Origin of the sequence: Moraxella sp. CTOTU47579 (assembly GCF_032004885.1) — a bacterium.
In the GTDB taxonomy this organism is placed as follows: domain Bacteria; phylum Pseudomonadota; class Gammaproteobacteria; order Pseudomonadales; family Moraxellaceae; genus Faucicola; species Faucicola tetraodonis.
In genome coordinates this window covers 1-18,474 of the sequence record NZ_DALZOJ010000016.1, presented here as the reverse complement: position 1 = coordinate 18,474, position 18,474 = coordinate 1, and the positions used below count along the sequence as shown (strand labels likewise).

General features: G+C 44.8%; 13 protein-coding genes and 4 tRNA genes. 12 read left to right on the top strand and 5 right to left on the bottom strand.

The features are described 5' to 3' along the window. Positions 1–55: 55 nt before the first annotated feature. The 11 genes from aroB to RTP55_RS09445 all read left to right on the top strand — a co-directional run bounded on the left by aroB (position 56) and on the right by RTP55_RS09445 (position 13,271). The gene (aroB, locus tag RTP55_RS09495; RefSeq protein ID WP_312385767.1) at positions 56–1,153 is read left to right on the top strand and encodes a 3-dehydroquinate synthase; all 1,098 of its coding nucleotides are present in this window, start codon (positions 56–58) and stop codon (positions 1,151–1,153) included. 69 nt (positions 1,154–1,222) lie between these two features. Continuing rightward, the gene (locus RTP55_RS09490; RefSeq protein ID WP_312385765.1) at positions 1,223–2,206 is read left to right on the top strand and encodes a hypothetical protein; all 984 of its coding nucleotides are present in this window, start codon (positions 1,223–1,225) and stop codon (positions 2,204–2,206) included. Positions 2,207–2,428: 222 nt separating this feature from the next. Further along, entirely contained in the window at positions 2,429–6,898 is a 4,470-nt protein-coding gene (gene gltB / locus RTP55_RS09485; RefSeq protein ID WP_312385764.1) for a glutamate synthase large subunit, read from the top strand. Between the two features lie 164 nt (positions 6,899–7,062). Further along, on the top strand, positions 7,063–8,484 hold the full coding sequence (locus tag RTP55_RS09480; protein ID WP_036597723.1) for an FAD-dependent oxidoreductase: 1,422 nt from the start codon (positions 7,063–7,065) through the stop codon (positions 8,482–8,484). Between the two features lie 148 nt (positions 8,485–8,632). Continuing rightward, positions 8,633–9,172 carry a tyrosine-protein phosphatase gene (locus RTP55_RS09475; RefSeq protein WP_065253758.1) on the top strand — a complete coding sequence of 180 codons (540 nt, stop codon included), beginning with the start codon at positions 8,633–8,635 and terminating at the stop codon, positions 9,170–9,172. 43 nt (positions 9,173–9,215) lie between these two features. Beyond that, positions 9,216–10,658, top strand: a complete 1,443-nt coding sequence (locus tag RTP55_RS09470) for a lipopolysaccharide biosynthesis protein (RefSeq protein WP_312385763.1) — start codon at positions 9,216–9,218, stop codon at positions 10,656–10,658. A gap of 187 nt (positions 10,659–10,845) precedes the next feature. Further along, entirely contained in the window at positions 10,846–11,982 is a 1,137-nt protein-coding gene (gene nadA / locus RTP55_RS09465) for a quinolinate synthase NadA (RefSeq protein WP_312385761.1), read from the top strand. 153 nt (positions 11,983–12,135) lie between these two features. Next, positions 12,136–12,212 (top strand) — tRNA-Pro (locus tag RTP55_RS09460). A gap of 62 nt (positions 12,213–12,274) precedes the next feature. Then, positions 12,275–12,348, top strand: a tRNA-Arg gene (locus tag RTP55_RS09455). A gap of 31 nt (positions 12,349–12,379) precedes the next feature. Further along, positions 12,380–12,455: transfer RNA gene (locus tag RTP55_RS09450), tRNA-His, on the top strand. Between the two features lie 273 nt (positions 12,456–12,728). After that, complete coding sequence (locus tag RTP55_RS09445) at positions 12,729–13,271, top strand: hypothetical protein (RefSeq protein ID WP_312385760.1); 543 nt, start codon at positions 12,729–12,731, stop codon at positions 13,269–13,271. A 143-nt stretch (positions 13,272–13,414) separates the two neighbouring features. Here the strand turns inward: RTP55_RS09445 and nagZ are convergent, their stop codons facing one another. From nagZ to RTP55_RS09420, 5 genes are all read right to left on the bottom strand, one after another. Further along, positions 13,415–14,455 carry a beta-N-acetylhexosaminidase gene (nagZ, locus tag RTP55_RS09440; protein ID WP_312385759.1) on the bottom strand — a complete coding sequence of 347 codons (1,041 nt, stop codon included), beginning with the start codon at positions 14,453–14,455 and terminating at the stop codon, positions 13,415–13,417. Between the two features lie 135 nt (positions 14,456–14,590). Then, positions 14,591–15,442: an NADPH-dependent 7-cyano-7-deazaguanine reductase QueF gene (gene queF / locus RTP55_RS09435; RefSeq protein WP_312385758.1), complete on the bottom strand. Its 852-nt coding sequence runs from the start codon at positions 15,440–15,442 to the stop codon at positions 14,591–14,593. Positions 15,443–15,471: 29 nt separating this feature from the next. After that, positions 15,472–16,245: an ABC transporter permease gene (locus tag RTP55_RS09430; RefSeq protein WP_007116373.1), complete on the bottom strand. Its 774-nt coding sequence runs from the start codon at positions 16,243–16,245 to the stop codon at positions 15,472–15,474. 1 nt (position 16,246) lies between these two features. Further along, positions 16,247–17,206, bottom strand: coding sequence for an ABC transporter ATP-binding protein (locus RTP55_RS09425; RefSeq protein WP_312385756.1), 960 nt, complete (start codon positions 17,204–17,206; stop codon positions 16,247–16,249). Between the two features lie 159 nt (positions 17,207–17,365). Beyond that, a complete protein-coding gene (locus RTP55_RS09420) occupies positions 17,366–17,959 on the bottom strand; it encodes a c-type cytochrome (protein WP_076774537.1) in 594 nt (197 codons plus the stop codon). A 290-nt stretch (positions 17,960–18,249) separates the two neighbouring features. On the opposite strand from RTP55_RS09420, the gene RTP55_RS09415 reads away from it, so the two are divergent. Continuing rightward, positions 18,250–18,325, top strand: a tRNA-Arg gene (locus RTP55_RS09415). Positions 18,326–18,474: the final 149 nt, after the last annotated feature.

Genomic DNA, 18,474 nt, shown 5'->3' with positions numbered 1-18,474 from the left:
GATATGACAAGCTAATTGATGACAACCTGCTAGATGCTAAAAAGATAACATTGATATGAATACTGCCATGCGCCGTGAGTTAATTGTCCATACACGTTCACACGACTATCCCATTTTTATTGGGGAAAATCTCATCGAAACCTTTGATTTTGCTGACTATATTGGTGGCAAACAAATATTGGTTGTCACCAATGAGACAGTTGCACCCTTATATCTTGACAAGCTCGTCGCACGTCTGCCTGCCGATAAACTCATTAAAACTTGTATTTTACCTGATGGTGAGCAATATAAAACCCAGCAAAGCATTGATAGTATTTATGATCAGTTAATGGAAAATCACTTTAACCGTGACTGTACGCTGATAGCCCTTGGCGGTGGTGTCATTGGTGATATGGTGGGTTTTGCGGCAGCAAGTTTTATGCGCGGTGTCGATTTTATCCAAATTCCCACAACGTTGTTATCGCAAGTGGATTCTAGCGTCGGCGGCAAAACAGGCATCAATCATCGCTTGGGCAAAAATATGATTGGCGCGTTTTGGCAGCCGCGTCTTGTTTTGGCAGATATGACCACGTTAAAAACCTTGCCACCGCGTGAGTTGTCAGCAGGGTTAGCGGAAGTTATCAAATACGCGTTAATCGGCGATGTGGCTTTTTTGGCTTGGCTTGAAACCCATATGACGTCGTTACGCACGCTCGATTTGAATTTGTTAGCCCAAGCTGTACTGATTTCTTGCCAGCATAAAGCGGATATTGTGGCGCAAGATGAGTTTGAAGCCAATAAGCGTGCGCTGCTTAATTTTGGTCATACCTTTGGTCATGTGATTGAAACACATGAAGGTTATGGCAATTGGCTACACGGTGAAGCAGTCGCGGTAGGCATGATTCAAGCGATGCAATTGTCACAAAAACAAGGGTGGCTTAGCGCGGATGATGTTGACAGAGCTAGCTCTTTAATCGCCCGTGCTGATTTACCCACCCATCCGCCAGCCATCGAGGTCAATACGGCGCTGGATTTGATGGGTCATGATAAAAAAGTCAAATCCGGCAAAATTCGTCTAGTATTACTAGAACAATTGGGACAAGCGGTATTGACGTCAGCGTATGATCCAGCGTTATTGACAGACGTGCTGGCTTTAACTGACAAAGCTAATTGATATAAATTTTATAGATGGGTTAAAGCGTCCTATCGGGCGTTAACCTTACCTCAGACAGAAGGTTGTTTTATGGTGCATTCTTTATCTACGCTGTATCGTTCATGGGCATTTAAAGTGACCACTTGGCTGATTTTAGCGGCGATTGCAGGGGGCTTGACGGTCGTGGTGTGGATTGCCTCTGCGGTAAAGCCTGCCAAAAGTGCGGTGAAAGCGGCGAGTAATGCCAATCAAAATCAAGATCCCACCGCGCTACTATTGGCAAAACCACCTGAAGAGCTTAATACCGAAGTTAGACCCATCAAATTTGATGCCGTGATTCGTGATATGCGCAACTATCCCAAAGAATTTAAGGACAGTCGCTTTATCAAGGCCAATAACGGGAAATGGACAGTTCAAGTCATGAACGTGGTGGAGCACGAAGTGGTCACCGATTACCTAAATAGCCGTGACGATCGTGATAAATTTAATTATTTTCGTATCGTCGATGCCCATAACCAAAAACGCTTTGTGGTCACTTATGGCGTATTTGGCTCAGTACAAGAAGCGGTTGGCGCAGCTAAAGTAGTGAATTTTAATTTACCAAAAGAAGTTAAGGCATTTCCTGAAGAATTTAAAATGTATGCCCCACAAATGGATGAGTATGAAGTCGCGCCGCCACTTCGTGATGTCGGTAAGACAGCCGCGCGGGAAGTCAAGCTAAACGCCACACCAAAATTATTGCCCGCACCAAAAGCTAAAGTTGAACGGCAACCACAAGCTGCGACCCCCACAGCAGCAGAACCAAAACGCGTAGCACCAAAAACCAGCATTGAAAAGTCAGTCAATCCGCAAGAGACCCTTTCTATTCAAGAAGGTAAAGTGATTGCTGAAAGCAACAGTAACGACTCAAATACCACCCGTTCAGAACCAAAAGTTATCAATAGCAAGAATGATAATGCGGACGTTAAACCCAAACAAACCCACAGCAAGCCGTCTGAAGAAAAGCAAAAATCCAAAGATGCCTCAAAGGATAGCATGGGCGAGTTAATCAAGCAGAAGTCCCAAGCTAACTAGTGACTTTAGATGAATTGGTTAGTTTTGGGGTTCAAATAACAGTGGATTTTTTTACCCTTTTTCGTTAATATAACGAAGGGTATCATTTTTATTTCTTATGGTACATATAGATAACAAACATGACGGTTATCTATTCCAATCTTTTATGATTCAATAGCAAACATTGCACATATTTATAGTATGCCCATTTCTTTGCTACCAGCTTGTTAAGGGAACACGCTTATGTCTTTAAATCAGTATTCAGATCAGCATAATCTTTACCAACCCGATGTGTTCAAAGACAACTGTGGGTTTGGTTTGATTGCGCATACCCATGGTGAAGCTAGTCATGACTTAGTGCAAACAGCGATTCATAGTTTAAGCTGTATGACCCACCGCGGTGGCGTGGCAGCCGATGGTAAGACAGGCGATGGTTGTGGTCTATTGATTGCGACGCCCAAAGTGTTTTTTAAAAAAATCGCATCAGACAATGGCTTTACCCTAAACGAAATTTTTGCCGTCGGCACGGTATTTGTTAACCTTGATAAAGCGTTAGCACAGCATAGCCAAGATACCCTAAGCCAAGCGATTGAAGCACAAGGTTTGCTAGTCGCTGGCTGGCGTGATGTGCCGGTTGATTTAAGCATCGTCGGTGACATTGCCCGTGAATCACTCCCAGGCTTTAAACAAATTTTAGTCAATTGCCCCATCAATATGGACGAGGCAACCTTTAACCGTAAATTATTCGTTGCACGCCGCAAAGCAGAAATCGAACTGAAAGATGACCCGTTGTTTTATGTGACGTCATTGACCTCACAAGTGGTTATCTATAAAGGCTTAGTCATGCCTGCTGATTTGCCCGCGTTCTTCTTGGATTTGCAAGACGAACGTTTGGCGTCACACATTGTGGTATTCCACCAACGTTTCTCAACCAATACCCTACCAAGATGGCCACTCGCACAGCCTTTTCGCTATCTTGCCCACAATGGTGAATTAAACACGATTGACGGTAACCGTGACTGGGCGGTCGCTCGTACGCCAAAATTTGTCACCGATTTGATTCCAGAGCTGCAAGAATTACAGCCACTAGTCAACCGTGTGGGCTCTGACTCATCAAGCTTAGACAATATGCTTGAAGTACTGGTGTCAGGGGGCATGGATTTATTCCGTGCGCTTTCTATCCTTGTGCCGCCAGCATGGCAAAATGTTGACACGATGGACATGGATTTACGCGCGTTTTATGAGTTTTACTCACAGCACATGGAAGCGTGGGATGGTCCAGCCGGTCTAGTCATCCAAGATGGTCGCTATGCGGTTTGTATGCTTGACCGCAATGGTTTGCGTCCATCACGTTGGGTGACTACCAAAAATGGCTATATCACCGTGGCTTCAGAAATCGGCACTTGGGATTATCAACCTGAAGACGTGATTGCTAAAGGTCGCGTCGGACCGGGGCAAATGCTAGTAATTGACACTGAAACTGGTAACATCATGGACACCAAAGCAGTGGGTCGTCAGCTGAAAAAAGCCCACCCATATCGGCTATGGTTACGGGAAAATGCGGTACGTCTACGGGATGATGAACAGCTAGAAGAAAAAGCTTACGAGCAACGTGAAACAGGCGAGAACCTGTTAGCACTGCAAAAAATGTTTCATATCACCAATGAAGAACGCACAGAAATCATCCGTCCTTCAGCCGAAAACGGTCAAGAAGCCGTTGGTTCGATGGGCGATGACACCCCGATGGCGGTACTGTCAAAACAAGTTCGTCACGTCGCTGATTTCTTCCGTCAACAATTTGCTCAGGTTACCAACCCACCAATCGATCCTCTGCGCGAAGCGATTGTCATGTCATTGGAAACTTGTTTGGGTAGCGAAAAGAATATTTTTGAACCCACGCCAGACCATGCCAACCGTATCGTGTTGTCATCGCCTGTGTTGTCATCGAGCAAAATGATGCAACTGCGCAGCGTCACAAAACCAGGTTTTGAAATTGAAACCATTGATTTAAATTATGATGAATCAATGCCATTAGACGATGCCATCAAACACATCTGTGAGCAAGCTGCACAAGCGGTACGTGCAGGTAAAGTATTGATTGTATTATCTGACCGCAATATCGAGAAAGGTAAAGTACCTGCCAATGCCATTATGGTGACAGGTGCGGTGCATCATCACTTGATTAATGTGGGTTTACGCGCAGATGCCAACTTAATCATCGAAACAGGTTTGGTACGTGATTCGCACCAATTAGCGGTCTTGTTAGGGTTTGGTGCTACCGCGGTTTATCCATACTTGGCTTACAATGTGATTGCAGACTTGGTCGATAAAGGCGACTTGCTTGGTGACCCGTTGTACGCCAAAAACAACTTCCGCAAAAGCTTGGATAAAGGCTTGTTAAAAATCCTATCAAAAATGGGTATTTCGACCGTCTCTTCTTACCGCGGTGCGCAATTGTTCGAAGCGGTGGGTTTATCAGAAGAAGTGGTTGAGCTTTGTTTTACTGGGGTTGAAAGCCGTATCTCAGGTGCCACGTTTGACGATTTGGCGATTGACCAACAAATCTTGGCAAAAAACGCCTTTACCAAACGAGTACCGCTTGACCAAGGCGGCTTGTTAAAATTCGTCTTTAACAAAGAATACCACGCCTTCAACCCAGATGTGATTCAAGCGCTACATAAAGCGGTACGCACGGGCGACTACGAAAACTACAAAGAATATGCGTCGATTGTCAACAGCCGTCCTGTCGCGACGTTACGTGATTTGCTGCAGTTAGATACCAGCAAATCCATCAGTGTTGATGACGTTGAGCCCATTGAACAAATCCTAAAACGCTTTGACTCAGCAGGTATGTCATTAGGCGCCTTGTCGCCAGAAGCACACGAGGCGATTGCAACCGCGATGAACACGATTGGCGGACGTTCAAACTCGGGTGAGGGCGGTGAAGATCCCACACGTTATGGCACGATTCGTAACTCAAAAATCAAACAAGTCGCCTCAGGTCGTTTCGGGGTCACGCCGGCCTACTTGCGTTCTGCAGAAGTCATGCAGATTAAAATCGCGCAGGGGGCAAAACCCGGTGAAGGCGGTCAGTTGCCGGGTGGTAAAGTAAATAGCTTAATTGCGCGTTTGCGTTACTCAGTGCCAGGTGTGACCTTGATTTCACCACCGCCACATCATGATATTTATTCGATTGAAGACTTGGCGCAGCTAATTTTTGACTTAAAACAAGTCAATCCAAACGCGCTTGTGTCAGTCAAATTGGTGTCGCGCCCAGGCGTAGGTACCATTGCAACGGGTGTGGCAAAAGCGTATGCCGATTTGATTACCATTTCAGGGTATGATGGTGGTACCGCAGCGTCACCCTTGTCGTCAATTCACTATGCAGGCTCGCCTTGGGAATTGGGCTTATCTGAAGCGCACCAATCGCTTCGTGTCAACGGGTTACGTCATAAAGTACGCGTGCAAACAGATGGTGGTTTAAAAACGGGTTTAGACGTAGTAAAAGCAGCAATACTGGGAGCGGAAAGCTTCGGTTTTGGTACCACGCCGATGATTGCCGTGGGCTGTAAATACCTGCGTATCTGTCACCTAAATAACTGCCCAACGGGCGTGGCAACGCAAAAATCAGAACTGCGCGATGAGCATTTCATCGGTGAAGCAGAGATGCTGATTAATTTCTTTAGATTTGTGGCACAAGAAACCCGCGAGTGGTTAGCGGCATTGGGCGTGCGTTCAATGGAAGAGCTTGTGGGTCGCACCGACTTGCTATCAGCCATGTCAGGCACTACCAACAAGCAACAACACCTAAACTTAGCGCCGCTATTATTTACCCATAGCAAAGGCGATGGCAAACCACAAACTTGCCAAGTTGAGCGCAATGAGCCATTTGACAAAGGCTTGCTTGCTGAGCAAATGGTTATCGATATGATGGAGACCATCAAATCAGCCAAAGGTGGTGACTTTAGCTATCGTATTGGCAACTGTGACCGTTCCATCGGTGCGCGTATCTCAGGGGAGATTGCTGCGCTGCATGGCAACAATGGTATGGCAAGCGCGCCAATCAACTTGCACTTAACCGGCACCGCGGGTCAAAGTTTAGGTGTGTGGAATGCAGGCGGTTTAAACATTAAGCTTGAAGGGGATGCCAACGACTACGTAGGTAAAGGCATGGCAGGGGGTGAAATCGTGATTTACCCACCAAAAGGTTCGACTTTTGCTAGCCAGCAAACCGCTATCATCGGTAACACCTGTTTGTATGGTGCCACAAGCGGTCATCTATATGCAGCAGGTACTGCCGGTGAACGTTTTGCGGTGCGTAATTCAGGTTGTTTTGCGGTGGTTGAAGGTACCGGTGACCACTGCTGTGAATACATGACGGGCGGTGTGGTGACGGTGTTGGGTAAAACCGGTCTCAACTTCGGTGCTGGTATGACAGGGGGTTTTGCTTACGTACTTGATTTAGATGGCGATTTCTTTGACCGTTGTAACCATGAGCTTATCGATATGCATCGTATTTCAAGTGAGCAAACAGAAAATCACCGTATCAACTTGATGTCGATTATCAAAACTCACGTAGCAAAAACAGGTAGCCAATGGGGTCAAACCATCCTTGACGACTTTGAGCATTATGTTCGTAAGTTCTATTTGGTCAAACCAAAAGCCGCGAACATTACTTCGCTACTAAAAACGACCATGGCAGACCCACAATAAGCGATTGTGTAGCATAATTTGATGATATTGGATTGCTAAAGGTAGCGCGTGACCAGCGCTCTACCTTTAACTTAAATTTTAAAAGTTCGCTGTCAAGCAGGTCGGTATACAGTGAATCGCTGGATACCACTCACTTAGGAGCATTGCTTTAGGAGCATTGGGGCATGGCAAAACGATTACACAACGATTTTCAGTTTTTAGACGTCGCACGTGTCGACCCTTCAAAAAAAGACATTAATACCCGTACTCACGAGTTTGTTGAGATTTACTATCCATTTGAGCAAGACAACGTAACTGACCAAGCGCACCGTTGTCTTGAATGTGGTAACCCTTACTGTGAATGGAAATGTCCCGTTCACAACTACATTCCAAACTGGCTAAAACTGGCTACCGAAGGTCATATTTTCCAAGCGGCAGATTTATGTCACCAAACTAACACGTTGCCGGAAGTCTGTGGGCGAGTATGTCCTCAAGACCGTCTGTGTGAAGGGGCTTGTACCCTCAATGACGGCTTTGGGGCGGTCACCATTGGGAACGTGGAAAAATACATCACCGATACTGCGTTTGCGCTAGGCTGGCGTCCAGATATGAGCGGTGTGACTTGGACGGATAAAAAAGTTGCGGTGATTGGCGCAGGTCCTGCGGGTCTTGGCTGTGCTGACATATTGGTCCGTAATGGCGTCAAACCTGTGGTGTTTGACAAACGCCCTGAAATTGGCGGACTACTGACCTTTGGTATTCCAGAATTTAAAATGGAAAAAAATGTCATGCGTCGTCGTCGCGAAGTGTTCGAAAGCATGGGCATTGAATTTCGTTTAAATACCGAGATTGGTAAAGATGTCACCATTGATGAGTTACTCAGTGAGTATGACGCGGTGTTTATGGGTATGGGTACCTATACCTATATGCGTGGCGGTTATGCCGGTGAAGAGCTATCTGGCGTGTATGATGCGTTAGATTTTTTAATCGCAAACGTCAACCGCTGCCAAGGTTGGGAAACGAACCCACAAGAGTACATCGACCTACAAGGTAAAAAAGTGGTCGTCCTTGGCGGTGGTGATACCGCGATGGACTGTAACCGTACCAGTATCCGCCAAGGTGCAACTTCTGTGACTTGTGCCTACCGCCGTGATGAAGAGAATATGCCAGGCTCACGCCGTGAAGTGCGTAATGCGCGTGAAGAAGGCGTACAGTTTTTATTTAACCGTCAGCCGATTGAAATTATCGGTTTAAATGGTAAAGTAACCGGTGTTAAAGTAGTGACTACTAAACTTGGCGAACCCGACAACCGTGGTCGCCGTAGCCCAGAGCCTATTCCCAATTCAGAAGAAATCTTGCCAGCCGATGCGGTGATTATGGCATTTGGTTTCCGTACTAGCCCAGCTGAGTGGTTTACCACCCAAGGCATCGAGATGGATAATAGTGGACGGGTGATTGCACCTGAGTTACAAACTTATAAGTACCAAACTAAGAATCCAAAAATCTTCGCAGGTGGCGATATGGTGCGGGGTTCAGACTTGGTGGTAACCGCGATTTGGGAAGGTCGTGAGGCCGCTAAAGGTATCCTAGATTACTTGGATGTTTAAGCGTGAAACTTCTTTAGCTAACAATTGCTGTTAATTACGTCAAAAAACCCAATATCGATTGGGTTTTTTTACAGGTAAATTTCGGTGCGTTTTTGTCCACTTTAAGCTATTATGTCGCATAAATTCATCATACCACTAGGTCAATGACATGCCATTTACGCAGCATTTTCGTCCCGCTACTTGGGCAAAATTACGGTGTCAACATGCCAATCTTTATCAAATCGATGAGCAGCTGTTTCGTAGTGAGCAGCTAACGCCCGATGATATCGGTATTATCCAGCAATACGGCATCAATACGCTTATCAATTTACGATTTTTTGATCGCGATGATAACGAAGAAAATTTAGCCAACTTACCGCTGACCTTTATCAATCACCCATTGATGACTTGGGCGATTAAGCCGCAGCAACTTGCTGAAATTTTGTATGATATTTTGTGGCACCAAGCGCGTGGCGACAAGGTGCTCGTGCATTGTTATCACGGCTCAGATCGCACGGGTATTACCGTTGCTATGTATCGCATTTTGGTACAAAACTGGACGATTGAGCATGCCAAAATTGAAATGCAGGACGGCGGGTATGGCTTTCACTGGATTTGGATTAATATCAGCAATTTATTGACCGAGAAAAAAGTGCAAGAAGTGCAACACGCTTTGTTAGCGCTACAACGCCAAAAGCCTTATTATTAGCCAACCTTAAAACCCATCAAGCGACATTAACTTTGGATAGCCTGTGAATATCAAACGACTGTTAGGTGAAACCATTATCTATGGTATCGGTGCGATTTTACCCCGTGTCATTACCTTTTTACTCAATCCGTTGTATATCAATTACATTGATAAAGAAGCCTTTGCTATCTTTACCAGCCTATATGCTTGGATTGCTTTTATCAATATTGTGCTCACTTTTGGTTTTGAAACATCTTATTTTCGCTTTTCAGGAGAAGATAAAACAGGCGCCGCCGAAAAAAATGTGTTTAGCACGGCGTTTTGGTTTATTGCCATGTTGGCAGGCAGTTTTTTGGTCATGGTGTTGCTCTTTAGCAATCCGCTATCAATCCTGATGGATTATGGCAATCATCCTGAATTTTTGCGTTGGTTTGCTTGGATTGCGTTTTTTGATGCAATTTGTACCATTCCGTTTGCTTGGCTACGTTATCACAACCAGCCTGTGAAGTATTCGGTGGTGCGGGTAGTGTCGATTTTGATACAGACTGTGGTGGTTATTGCCCTATTTCGCTTTGTGCCTATTGATGCTGCCAAAAGTTTCGGCTTGACCGAGCAAGTGGCGTATCCGTTCTTTGCCAATTTAGTTGCCAGTCTCGCCACTTTTATGATGCTGTTCCCAATTATCAAAAAAGTACGCTTACATTTTGATAAAGCCTTGTTCAAACGTATGATTCGTTATTCTTATCCGGTCATGCTGGCAGGGTTGGCGTTTATGGTGAATGAAAACTTCGATAAAATCATCCAATATTATATGATTGATAAAGGCGATGCGGGGGCATACGGCGGCTGCTATAAATTGGCGGTGTTAATGACTTTGTTTGTGACCGCCTATCGGATGGGGATTGAGCCGTTTTTATTTAAACAAATGCACCACGCCAATGCCAAACATACGTATGCCATGATGACGGAGTATTTTGCTTTATTTGCATCGGTGGTGGCGCTTGGGATTATTGCCAATATTTCATGGCTTAAACGGTTATTTATCACCGACCCCAGTTATTGGACAGCGATTAATATCGTACCGATTATCGTCATTGCAAACCTATGTTTTGGGATTTATTACAACCTATCAACTTGGTATAAGGTAACTGACCGTACTGGGATTGGCTCAGCCATCTCGTGGCTTGGGGCAGGATTGACTATTTTGCTCCATATGCTGTTTTTAAAACAATACGGCTTTATGGTGTCGGCGTGGGTGACGCTTTTTGTTTATTTCCTCATGATGATAGTATCGTACGCGCTTGGACAGCATTTTTATCCAATACCTTACCAAACCAAAAAAATCGTTTTCTTTTTGGGTACGCTAATGCTGTTTAGTGTGATAATCGTCAGTGCTTTTCAAATGAATTTTTGGTTATCCAATACCTTATTACTGGTCTATATTGGCTTAATCGGCTATAGCGAGCGCGCGCTGTTAAAAGGTTTGGTAAAGGCAAAAGCGTCATGATTGAGGCTCAATAATATTTTAATGGGTCCCAGTATTTAATTTAGCCAAATTACCCTTATATCAGTTACTAGTCGCAATTGATTCACCTTGCGCAAAAAAGTTTGCTATAGTAACAGCAGGAGAATCAATGAATTGCTACTTACCTGTGATAGACATGGGTAAGTCATCTCATGAGAAGGAGTTTTTCATGCAACAATCAAGTACACCGCAAGCAACTACCCAGCCATCCAATCCTCTATTAGCGAATAATGAGCAACTGATAGCAGTGTCTGCCAAAGATATTGTTAAACAACATCTCGATAAGCTCGGTATACCCCAAGATATTGAGATTGATGATGCCGAATTTGCAGAAAAAAAACAGCGCATTGCCGATTTGTTAGAACAGCATAATGCCACGTTAATTGCTCACTATTACACCGACCCAAAAATCCAAGCAATTGCCGAAGCCACAGGCGGTATCGTATCGGATAGTTTAGAGATGGCGCGGTTTGGGCGTGATAGTGATGCCGATGTGCTGATTGTTGCAGGCGTCAAATTCATGGGTGAGACCGCTAAAATCCTAAGTCCTGCAAAAACGGTATTAATGCCAACGCTAGAAGCCACTTGCTCACTAGATTTGGGTTGTCCGATTGAAGATTTTAGCGCGTTTTGTGACCAGCATCCTGACCGTACTGTGGTCGTGTATGCCAACACCTCAGCGGCTGTTAAAGCGCGGGCAGATTGGGTGGTGACATCGAGTATCGCGGTTGAGCTCATTGACCATCTAGACAGCCAAGGTGAAAAAATCATTTGGGCACCTGACCAGCATTTGGGGCGTTATATCCAGCAAAAAGTGGGCGCAGATATGCTACTGTGGGATGGCGCTTGTATCGTGCATGAAGAGTTCCGTAGCCGCAGCCTAAAAACCATGAAAGAGATGTACCCCGATGCGGCGGTGCTAGTGCACCCAGAATCACCGATTGAGATGACCCAGATGGCAGATGCTGTGGGTAGCACCAGTCAGCTGATTAAAGCGGCGCAAACCCTACCGCACAAGATGTTCATCGTCGCCACGGATCGCGGTATTTTTTATAAAATGCAGCAAGCAGCGCCAGATAAGGTGTTTATCGAAGCGCCGACGCGTGGGGAAGGTGCAACCTGTCGTTCATGTGCGCACTGCCCGTGGATGGCGATGAGTGATTTAGACCAAATCATCCATGCACTGGAGAAAGTAGGCACGCCTGACGCCGTACCGCACGAGATTTTTGTTGATGCGCAGCTAATCGAACAAGCTAAAAAACCCCTAGATCGAATGTTGGCGTTTGGTGCCACGCTCAAAAGATAGGCATTAACAACCATCGTCTGTTTTTAAAATATTGAAAAAAGTCGTTGACAGCCTAACTAACTTGCTTTAATATACGCACCACTTAGCGATGATAGCCTTTAAGCTTACCATTGCTAAGGTTTTGAAGTAACAATTAAAGCCTAGTTAGGCAATCGGAGTGTAGCACAGCTTGGTAGTGCACCTGGTTTGGGACCAGGGGGTCGAAGGTTCGAATCCTTTCACTCCGACCATTCATTCTTTAAACTTACCCAAGTTGAAAAGATGAACCAAGAGCCGAGCAGGCTTTTTTTATGCGCCTGTAGCTCAGTTGGATAGAGCACCCGCCTTCTAAGTGGGTGGTCACAGGTTCGAATCCTGTCAGGCGCGCATTTTGCTAGTCTGTAAAACCTACCTTATGGCGGATGTAGCTCAGTTGGTAGAGCCCCGGGTTGTGATCTCGGTTGTCGTGGGTTCGAGTCCCATCATTCGCCCCATATTTTAAAAAAGCCCCTAATTCATTGAATTAGGGGCTTTTTTTATGCCTTGTCTTTTCCCTTATCTATTTATCACGTTTGCAAATTTGTTATAAAAAACAATGGTTGTGCTACACTTTTTTAGGATGAATTATTATCTATTTTATATACTAGGGTCATATAGTGTACTAGAAGATAAGCTCGTAAAGGTAAATTGCCAATAGCGTAACTTTACCTGATGGAAAACCTCAAATAAAATGGCGTGAGACCCTGAATATGATACGAAGTACAACGATGTTTTATCAACTTGCTATGACCAGTGTTGCGATAAGTGGCTGCATAGTTGTCAATACTGCCCAAGCGGCTACTAGGCTGCCAAAATCCCCTTGGCAATCGCATGCATCACTCAAAAGTAATCAAGTTAGCCCAATTTACCACCAGCAATGGCGACAATCTGATTATAAATATTGCCCAATTTTAGCCATTGCTAATCATTCATCAGTCAATATCAAAACTGCGCAATCACGCGCTGCCAATTTTTCAGGTGGCTTTGCGGTGGCATATGATTTGAAGAACTATAAGGGCAAGCCTTTGCGCAATGCTTACGGCGTAGCCAATGCCGGTATGACGTCTAAGCGTGACTTGTATGGGGGCTGGGCCTATCATAAAAACTATGCTGATGGCAGTTATGTGACGCTTGGGCGAGAGGGCAATAACCCACAGGGTAAAATGCTGGCTTACCTCGTGCTTGACAATGGCTGTTTTTATAACATTTGGAGTCAGTTAAGTAGTGAGCATCTGCAAAAAATGATTGGTCAACTACGCTATGTCAATTGATGAATCAAAAAGTAGCTAAAAAAATAGCTATGAAAAAGTAGCCACAAAAAAAGCAACGTTACTGCGTTGCTTTTTTTAAAGTTGCTTTTTTTCGAATTTTTTTTTAAAGTTGCTCGTTTTAAATTTTCTTGTTTCAAGAAAAGTCATGCAAAGAAATTTTCTAGCACCTTACGCTGACTGCTTTGCCAATGTGACCAGTCTTTGGCTGAGTCCGCTAGTGAGCCCCGCCAGCCTTTGATATTACCTTTCATGGTAGATAACCGATGTTGGCTGGTGGTATTGAGCAGTGTCGGCTGTTTTTGCAAACGCTCAAGCGCGACCAAGGCAGCAGGGCGGTCATTACACAATAATCCCATATCGCAACCTGCCGTTAAGGCAGCCGCAATACGGTCACCTGCATCACCTGCAACATGTGCCGCTTTCATCGATAGGTCATCGGAGAACAATACCCCATTAAACCCTAGTTTGCCACGAATAATCTGTTGTAGCCAAATCGATGAAAACCCTGCAGGTTTGTTATCAACTGTGCTAAATACCACATGAGCGGGCATGAGCGCATCCAGTAAAGGCTTGTTGCGAATAAATGGCTGCATATCGTATTGGCGAATCTCATCATAACTGCGCTCATCGGTGGCATCATCCACATGAGAATCAGGGGCAACTGAGCCGTGACCAGGAAAATGCTTGCCCGTGGTTGCCATTCCGGCAAGCTTCATGCCGCGCATGAATTCAGCAGATAAGGCGGTGATTGCAATCGGATGGGCGTGAAACGCGCGATCACCAATCACGCGGCTAACCCCATTGAGATCGAGTACAGGCGCAAAACTAAAATCAATCCCAACCGCTAGGACTTCGCTTGCCATCAAATAGCCCGCACAATAAGCAAGATCAAGCGCAGTGATCGGGTCATGCTCAAACCTTTCACCGAGTTTACCCATCGCAGGTAGCGGCGAAAAACCTGCGCGCAAGCGAGCGACACGTCCACCTTCTTGGTCAACCGCAATTAAAATATTGGGCTTGATGGCACGCATACTATCAGTCAATTCGCGTACTTGCTCAGGGCTATCTACATTGCGCCCAAACAAAATCACCCCGCCAACTTCTGGTTGGCGTAGCAGGGCTTCATCTGCTAGGCTAAGCGCTGTGCCTTCAATATCGAGCATGAGTTGACCGACTGCTTGCATGCGGTAATCCTTCTGGGTATTGCTTGCCGTCAACTTTTAGATATAGTTGGCGGCAGAAAAATTTTGAAAAAACATAGCATACGCTTTTTTTGATAAAAATGCGACTAGCTTACTGGCGATTATTATTAGCGATTATTACTGACGGTTAAGCCGTGACGGTGGCGGCAACAAACTGATATCACTCACCCGACAAGGATTGATATCAATCCCGCCACGGCGTGTGTACCATGCGCGTACCATGAGCGTTTTTGGCGCAAAGGCTTGGGTTAAATCACTAAAAATTTGCTCCACGCATTGTTCATGAAAGCCATTATGCTGACGAAAGCTCAAAATATACTCAAGCAGTCCTGCTCGGTCAATCGGTTGGCTATCTATCTGAATCTCCAGTGTTCCCCAATCTGGCTGATTGGTGACAGGGCAGTTTGAGCGCAGCAGATGCGAATGCAAGATTTGTAACTGGCTATCCGAGGCGCCTTGATGGGCAACGGTTAAGCTTGAAGGATCGACATCATTGACAATGGCGATTTTTTTATCGCTATTATCTAACGCGTTGTCAATGCAATCACCCTGTGGCGCGCTGATAGGTAAGCTATTTGCGATGTTTACCTCAAAAATCTCAAGCGTCACATCGGTTTTTAGACAAGCGGATAAATCTTTTTCCACCGTTGCTTTAACAGCTTGTTGATTGTCAAATTCAGTGAAATTTAGGCTATTAAAATAAAGTTTGAGTGATTTTGATTCGACAATGTAGTCTGATGTGGCAGGGATGGCAAGGCGCGCCATTGCCACCTGTGACATGCCGTGTGAATTCAGCCAAGACATTTCAAAAACCTGCCACCAGTCCATGCCGATACTTAAGGCGTCAGCAGGCAGCGCTAGGTTCGCTCGTCCTAATGCGCGGGGAATGGGGTAGAGCATATCGGGGGCATAGGTTTTTGGATAGTGGGTGGATTGACCCAAAATACCGTGAGTTTCAAGTGGTTTCATATTTTTTTAATTTAACTAAGTTATCTAAGTTATAAACGAACGCGTGAGCCATCTGCTAAAAGATAATACGCAATGCCATAAAATATCGCGGTAAAAATCCCAATCGCCACCAAAGATGACCATACATTGACATCTGAGTGACCCAAAATACCATAGCGAAAAGCATTGACCATATAAACAATGGGGTTTAGTAGCGATATGTTTTGCCAAAATCCCGATAAATCTTTAAGTGAATAAAACACACCGCCCAAATACGTCAAGGGTGTCAACACAAAACTGGGTACGATGGAAATATCATCAAACGAGCGCGCAAATACCGCATTAATCATACCGCCCAGCGAAAACAATGCCGAGGTCATCACCACGGTAAAAATCGTGACAAACGCATGCACCAGTGATAACTGAGTAAAAAACAACGCGAGTACCGTCACAATCGCGCCAATGGTCAACCCTCGGAACAAACCGCCCGCGATAAAACCCAGTAAAATGGTATGTTTAGAAATCGGACTGACCAGCATCTCTTCGATATTACCATGAAACTTGGTGGCAAAAAAACTCGATACCACATTGGAGTAGCTATTGGTAATCACCGACATCATAATCAAGCCAGGCACGATAAACTGCATGTAGGAGACACCGCCCATATCGCCAACCCGAGAACCAATCATTTTACCAAAGATGATAAAATACAAACTCATGGTGATGGCAGGGGGTAATAGCGTTTGCGGCCAAATGCGAAGAATTCGGCGGATTTCTTTGACTAACAAGGTGTTAAATGCAACCAACTGGTGCTGAAAATCCATGTTAATTCTCCAATTTTTCAGTCAAATTATTTTCAACAATCCCCAAAAACAGCTCTTCAAGGCGATTGGCTTTATTACGCATACTCGCTACCTGAATATTTTGAGCAGTTAACTGGGCAAAGACATCATTTAAACTGTCACCTTTTTTGAGCGTGACTTCAAGGGTCAACGGGTCTGGCTGCTTGGTTTTTACCACATTGGTTAACGCAATGCGTGCGGGATAAGGTTGCGCCAAATCAAACACAAAGCTTTCCACATCAAGGCTGGTAAGCAAACTTTTCATATCGGTATTGATACGAATTTCACCCTGGTCAAGGATAGCAATGTTTTTACACAGCTGCTCAGCTTCTTCTAGGTAATGGGTGGTTAAAATAATGGTCGTACCTTCTTCCGTGTTAATTTGCTGCATAAAATCCCACATCGAGCGGCGCAGTTCAATATCGACCCCTGCAGTCGGCTCATCCAAAATCAGCAGTTTGGGACGATGCATTAAAGCACGCGCAATCATCAAACGGCGTTTCATACCGCCAGAGAGCATACGCGCTTTGTCATCGCGTTTTTCCCAAAGCCCCAATGCTTTAAGCAGTTTTTCGGCACGCGGGCGAGATTCCTTGGTAGGTATACCAAAATAACCTGCTTGGGCAATCAAAATATCTTCGATTTTTTCAAACTGCATAAAGTTAAATTCTTGCGGCACCACGCCTAAGAACTGCTTGGCTTTGGCAGGATGTTTAAGCAAATCTACCCCAAAAATTTCTACCGAGCCTGAGCTGGGTTTAAATAGCGAGCTGATAATACCAATGGTGGTGGATTTACCCGCACCATTGGGACCAAGTAGGGCAAAAAATCCACCTTGGGGTACGGTCAAATCAATGCCTTTGAGTGCAGCAAAACCATTTGGGTAGGTTTTGGTAAGCTGGGAGATTTTTAGAGCAGGGATGGTAGTGTCAAAGTTTGCCATAGCAATGCAGGTTCTGTTTAAAGGTGAGACCTTAATGGGGATGGGTTAGACAGTTTAAAGATTTGAGTGAACTAAGTTTATAGTGGTTAAGCTAAATTATATCAATGATACAATTAAAAAAGCCTATCAGTTGATAGGCTTCATCTGGGCTAAAAATGACTATTTGGCTTGAGACACCATATAATCAACCGCATTGGTCACTTCCACATCTAGCAAATCAGCGTTACCGCCTTTAGCTGGCATGGCATTAAAGCCTTGTAGCGCGTGTTGGTGAAGGGTAGCGGTACCTTTAGCGATACGGGGACCCCAAGCGCCTTTATCACCAAATTTTGGTGCACCTAACAGACCTGCAGTATGACAAGTATGGCACACACCTTCATAAATTACTTTGCCTTCACGTGGTTTATCTGGATCAGCGGCACCCAATGCAGCGGCAATAGTGATATCACACTCTTTACCTTCAAAACAAACTTTACCTTGTGGGGCAATACGTGCGATTAGATTTGGGTATAATGCAACCAATTTTGCAACTTGAGGTGGGTCTTCAGGTGCTTTTTCTGCTTCCTTTTTTGCGGGAGCGGCAGAGGATGCAGGGGCTGAAGCAGTTGCAGTACTTGAGGCTGTCGCGGTACTTGAAGCGCTAGCGGTAGCTGATGCCGCTGCAGGGGCACTGGCTTTATCCTCAGCTTGGCTGACAGCGATACCCGCAAGACTTAGCATAGTAACCGCTGATAACATCACTACTTTTTTCATTCGTCACGTTCTCTCAAACAGGTGAATTAAATTATCGTAATACTTTTAAAACGGACAATATGAGCCATTAGATTGCTCGATTGTATCCGTTGATGCAATATTGATGCGATAAATGTTACACAGATTTATTTTCCATACTATTATAAGGGAAAATTATCTGAAAAAGCTATGCTTATTTGATGTGTGCTATCAACTTTGCCGAGCAGTTTTTAGCAGTAATTTTGATGATTTGCTTATTGTACGAAAAGTTTGCTAAAATAGCCCACTGCTTTTTTTCAATCCCAATCAAAGCGTTCGTAGCTCAACTGGATAGAGTACAGGTCTCCGAAGCCTGTGGCGTGGGTTCGAGTCCCGCCGAGCGCACCATTTTCACTATATAAGTATTTGATTTAATAGTATTTATATTCAATTGATTTTATTTAATGTACATATCAGTGTACAATATCTGCAATTTATTAAATTAACCCCACTCTCAACACTTTTAAGCGGGGTTGAAACAAAGAAGGCATGAACTT

Bases quoted from the DNA above. Each gene is read 5' to 3' on its own strand.
- nagZ (WP_312385759.1), bottom strand. From the start codon at position 14,455: ATGCAAGCAGTCGGTCAACTCATGCTCGATATTGAAGGCACAGCGCTT.
- RTP55_RS09430 (WP_007116373.1), bottom strand. From the start codon at position 16,245: ATGGATTTTCAGCACCAGTTGGTTGCATTTAACACCTTGTTAGTCAAA.
- aroB (WP_312385767.1), top strand. From the start codon at position 56: ATGAATACTGCCATGCGCCGTGAGTTAATTGTCCATACACGTTCACAC.
- queF (WP_312385758.1), bottom strand. From the start codon at position 15,442: ATGAAACCACTTGAAACTCACGGTATTTTGGGTCAATCCACCCACTAT.
- RTP55_RS09420 (WP_076774537.1), bottom strand. From the start codon at position 17,959: ATGAAAAAAGTAGTGATGTTATCAGCGGTTACTATGCTAAGTCTTGCG.
- RTP55_RS09445 (WP_312385760.1), top strand. From the start codon at position 12,729: ATGTTTTATCAACTTGCTATGACCAGTGTTGCGATAAGTGGCTGCATA.
- RTP55_RS09425 (WP_312385756.1), bottom strand. From the start codon at position 17,206: ATGGCAAACTTTGACACTACCATCCCTGCTCTAAAAATCTCCCAGCTT.
- nadA (WP_312385761.1), top strand. From the start codon at position 10,846: ATGCAACAATCAAGTACACCGCAAGCAACTACCCAGCCATCCAATCCT.
- RTP55_RS09475 (WP_065253758.1), top strand. From the start codon at position 8,633: ATGCCATTTACGCAGCATTTTCGTCCCGCTACTTGGGCAAAATTACGG.
- gltB (WP_312385764.1), top strand. From the start codon at position 2,429: ATGTCTTTAAATCAGTATTCAGATCAGCATAATCTTTACCAACCCGAT.
- RTP55_RS09490 (WP_312385765.1), top strand. From the start codon at position 1,223: ATGGTGCATTCTTTATCTACGCTGTATCGTTCATGGGCATTTAAAGTG.
- RTP55_RS09480 (WP_036597723.1), top strand. From the start codon at position 7,063: ATGGCAAAACGATTACACAACGATTTTCAGTTTTTAGACGTCGCACGT.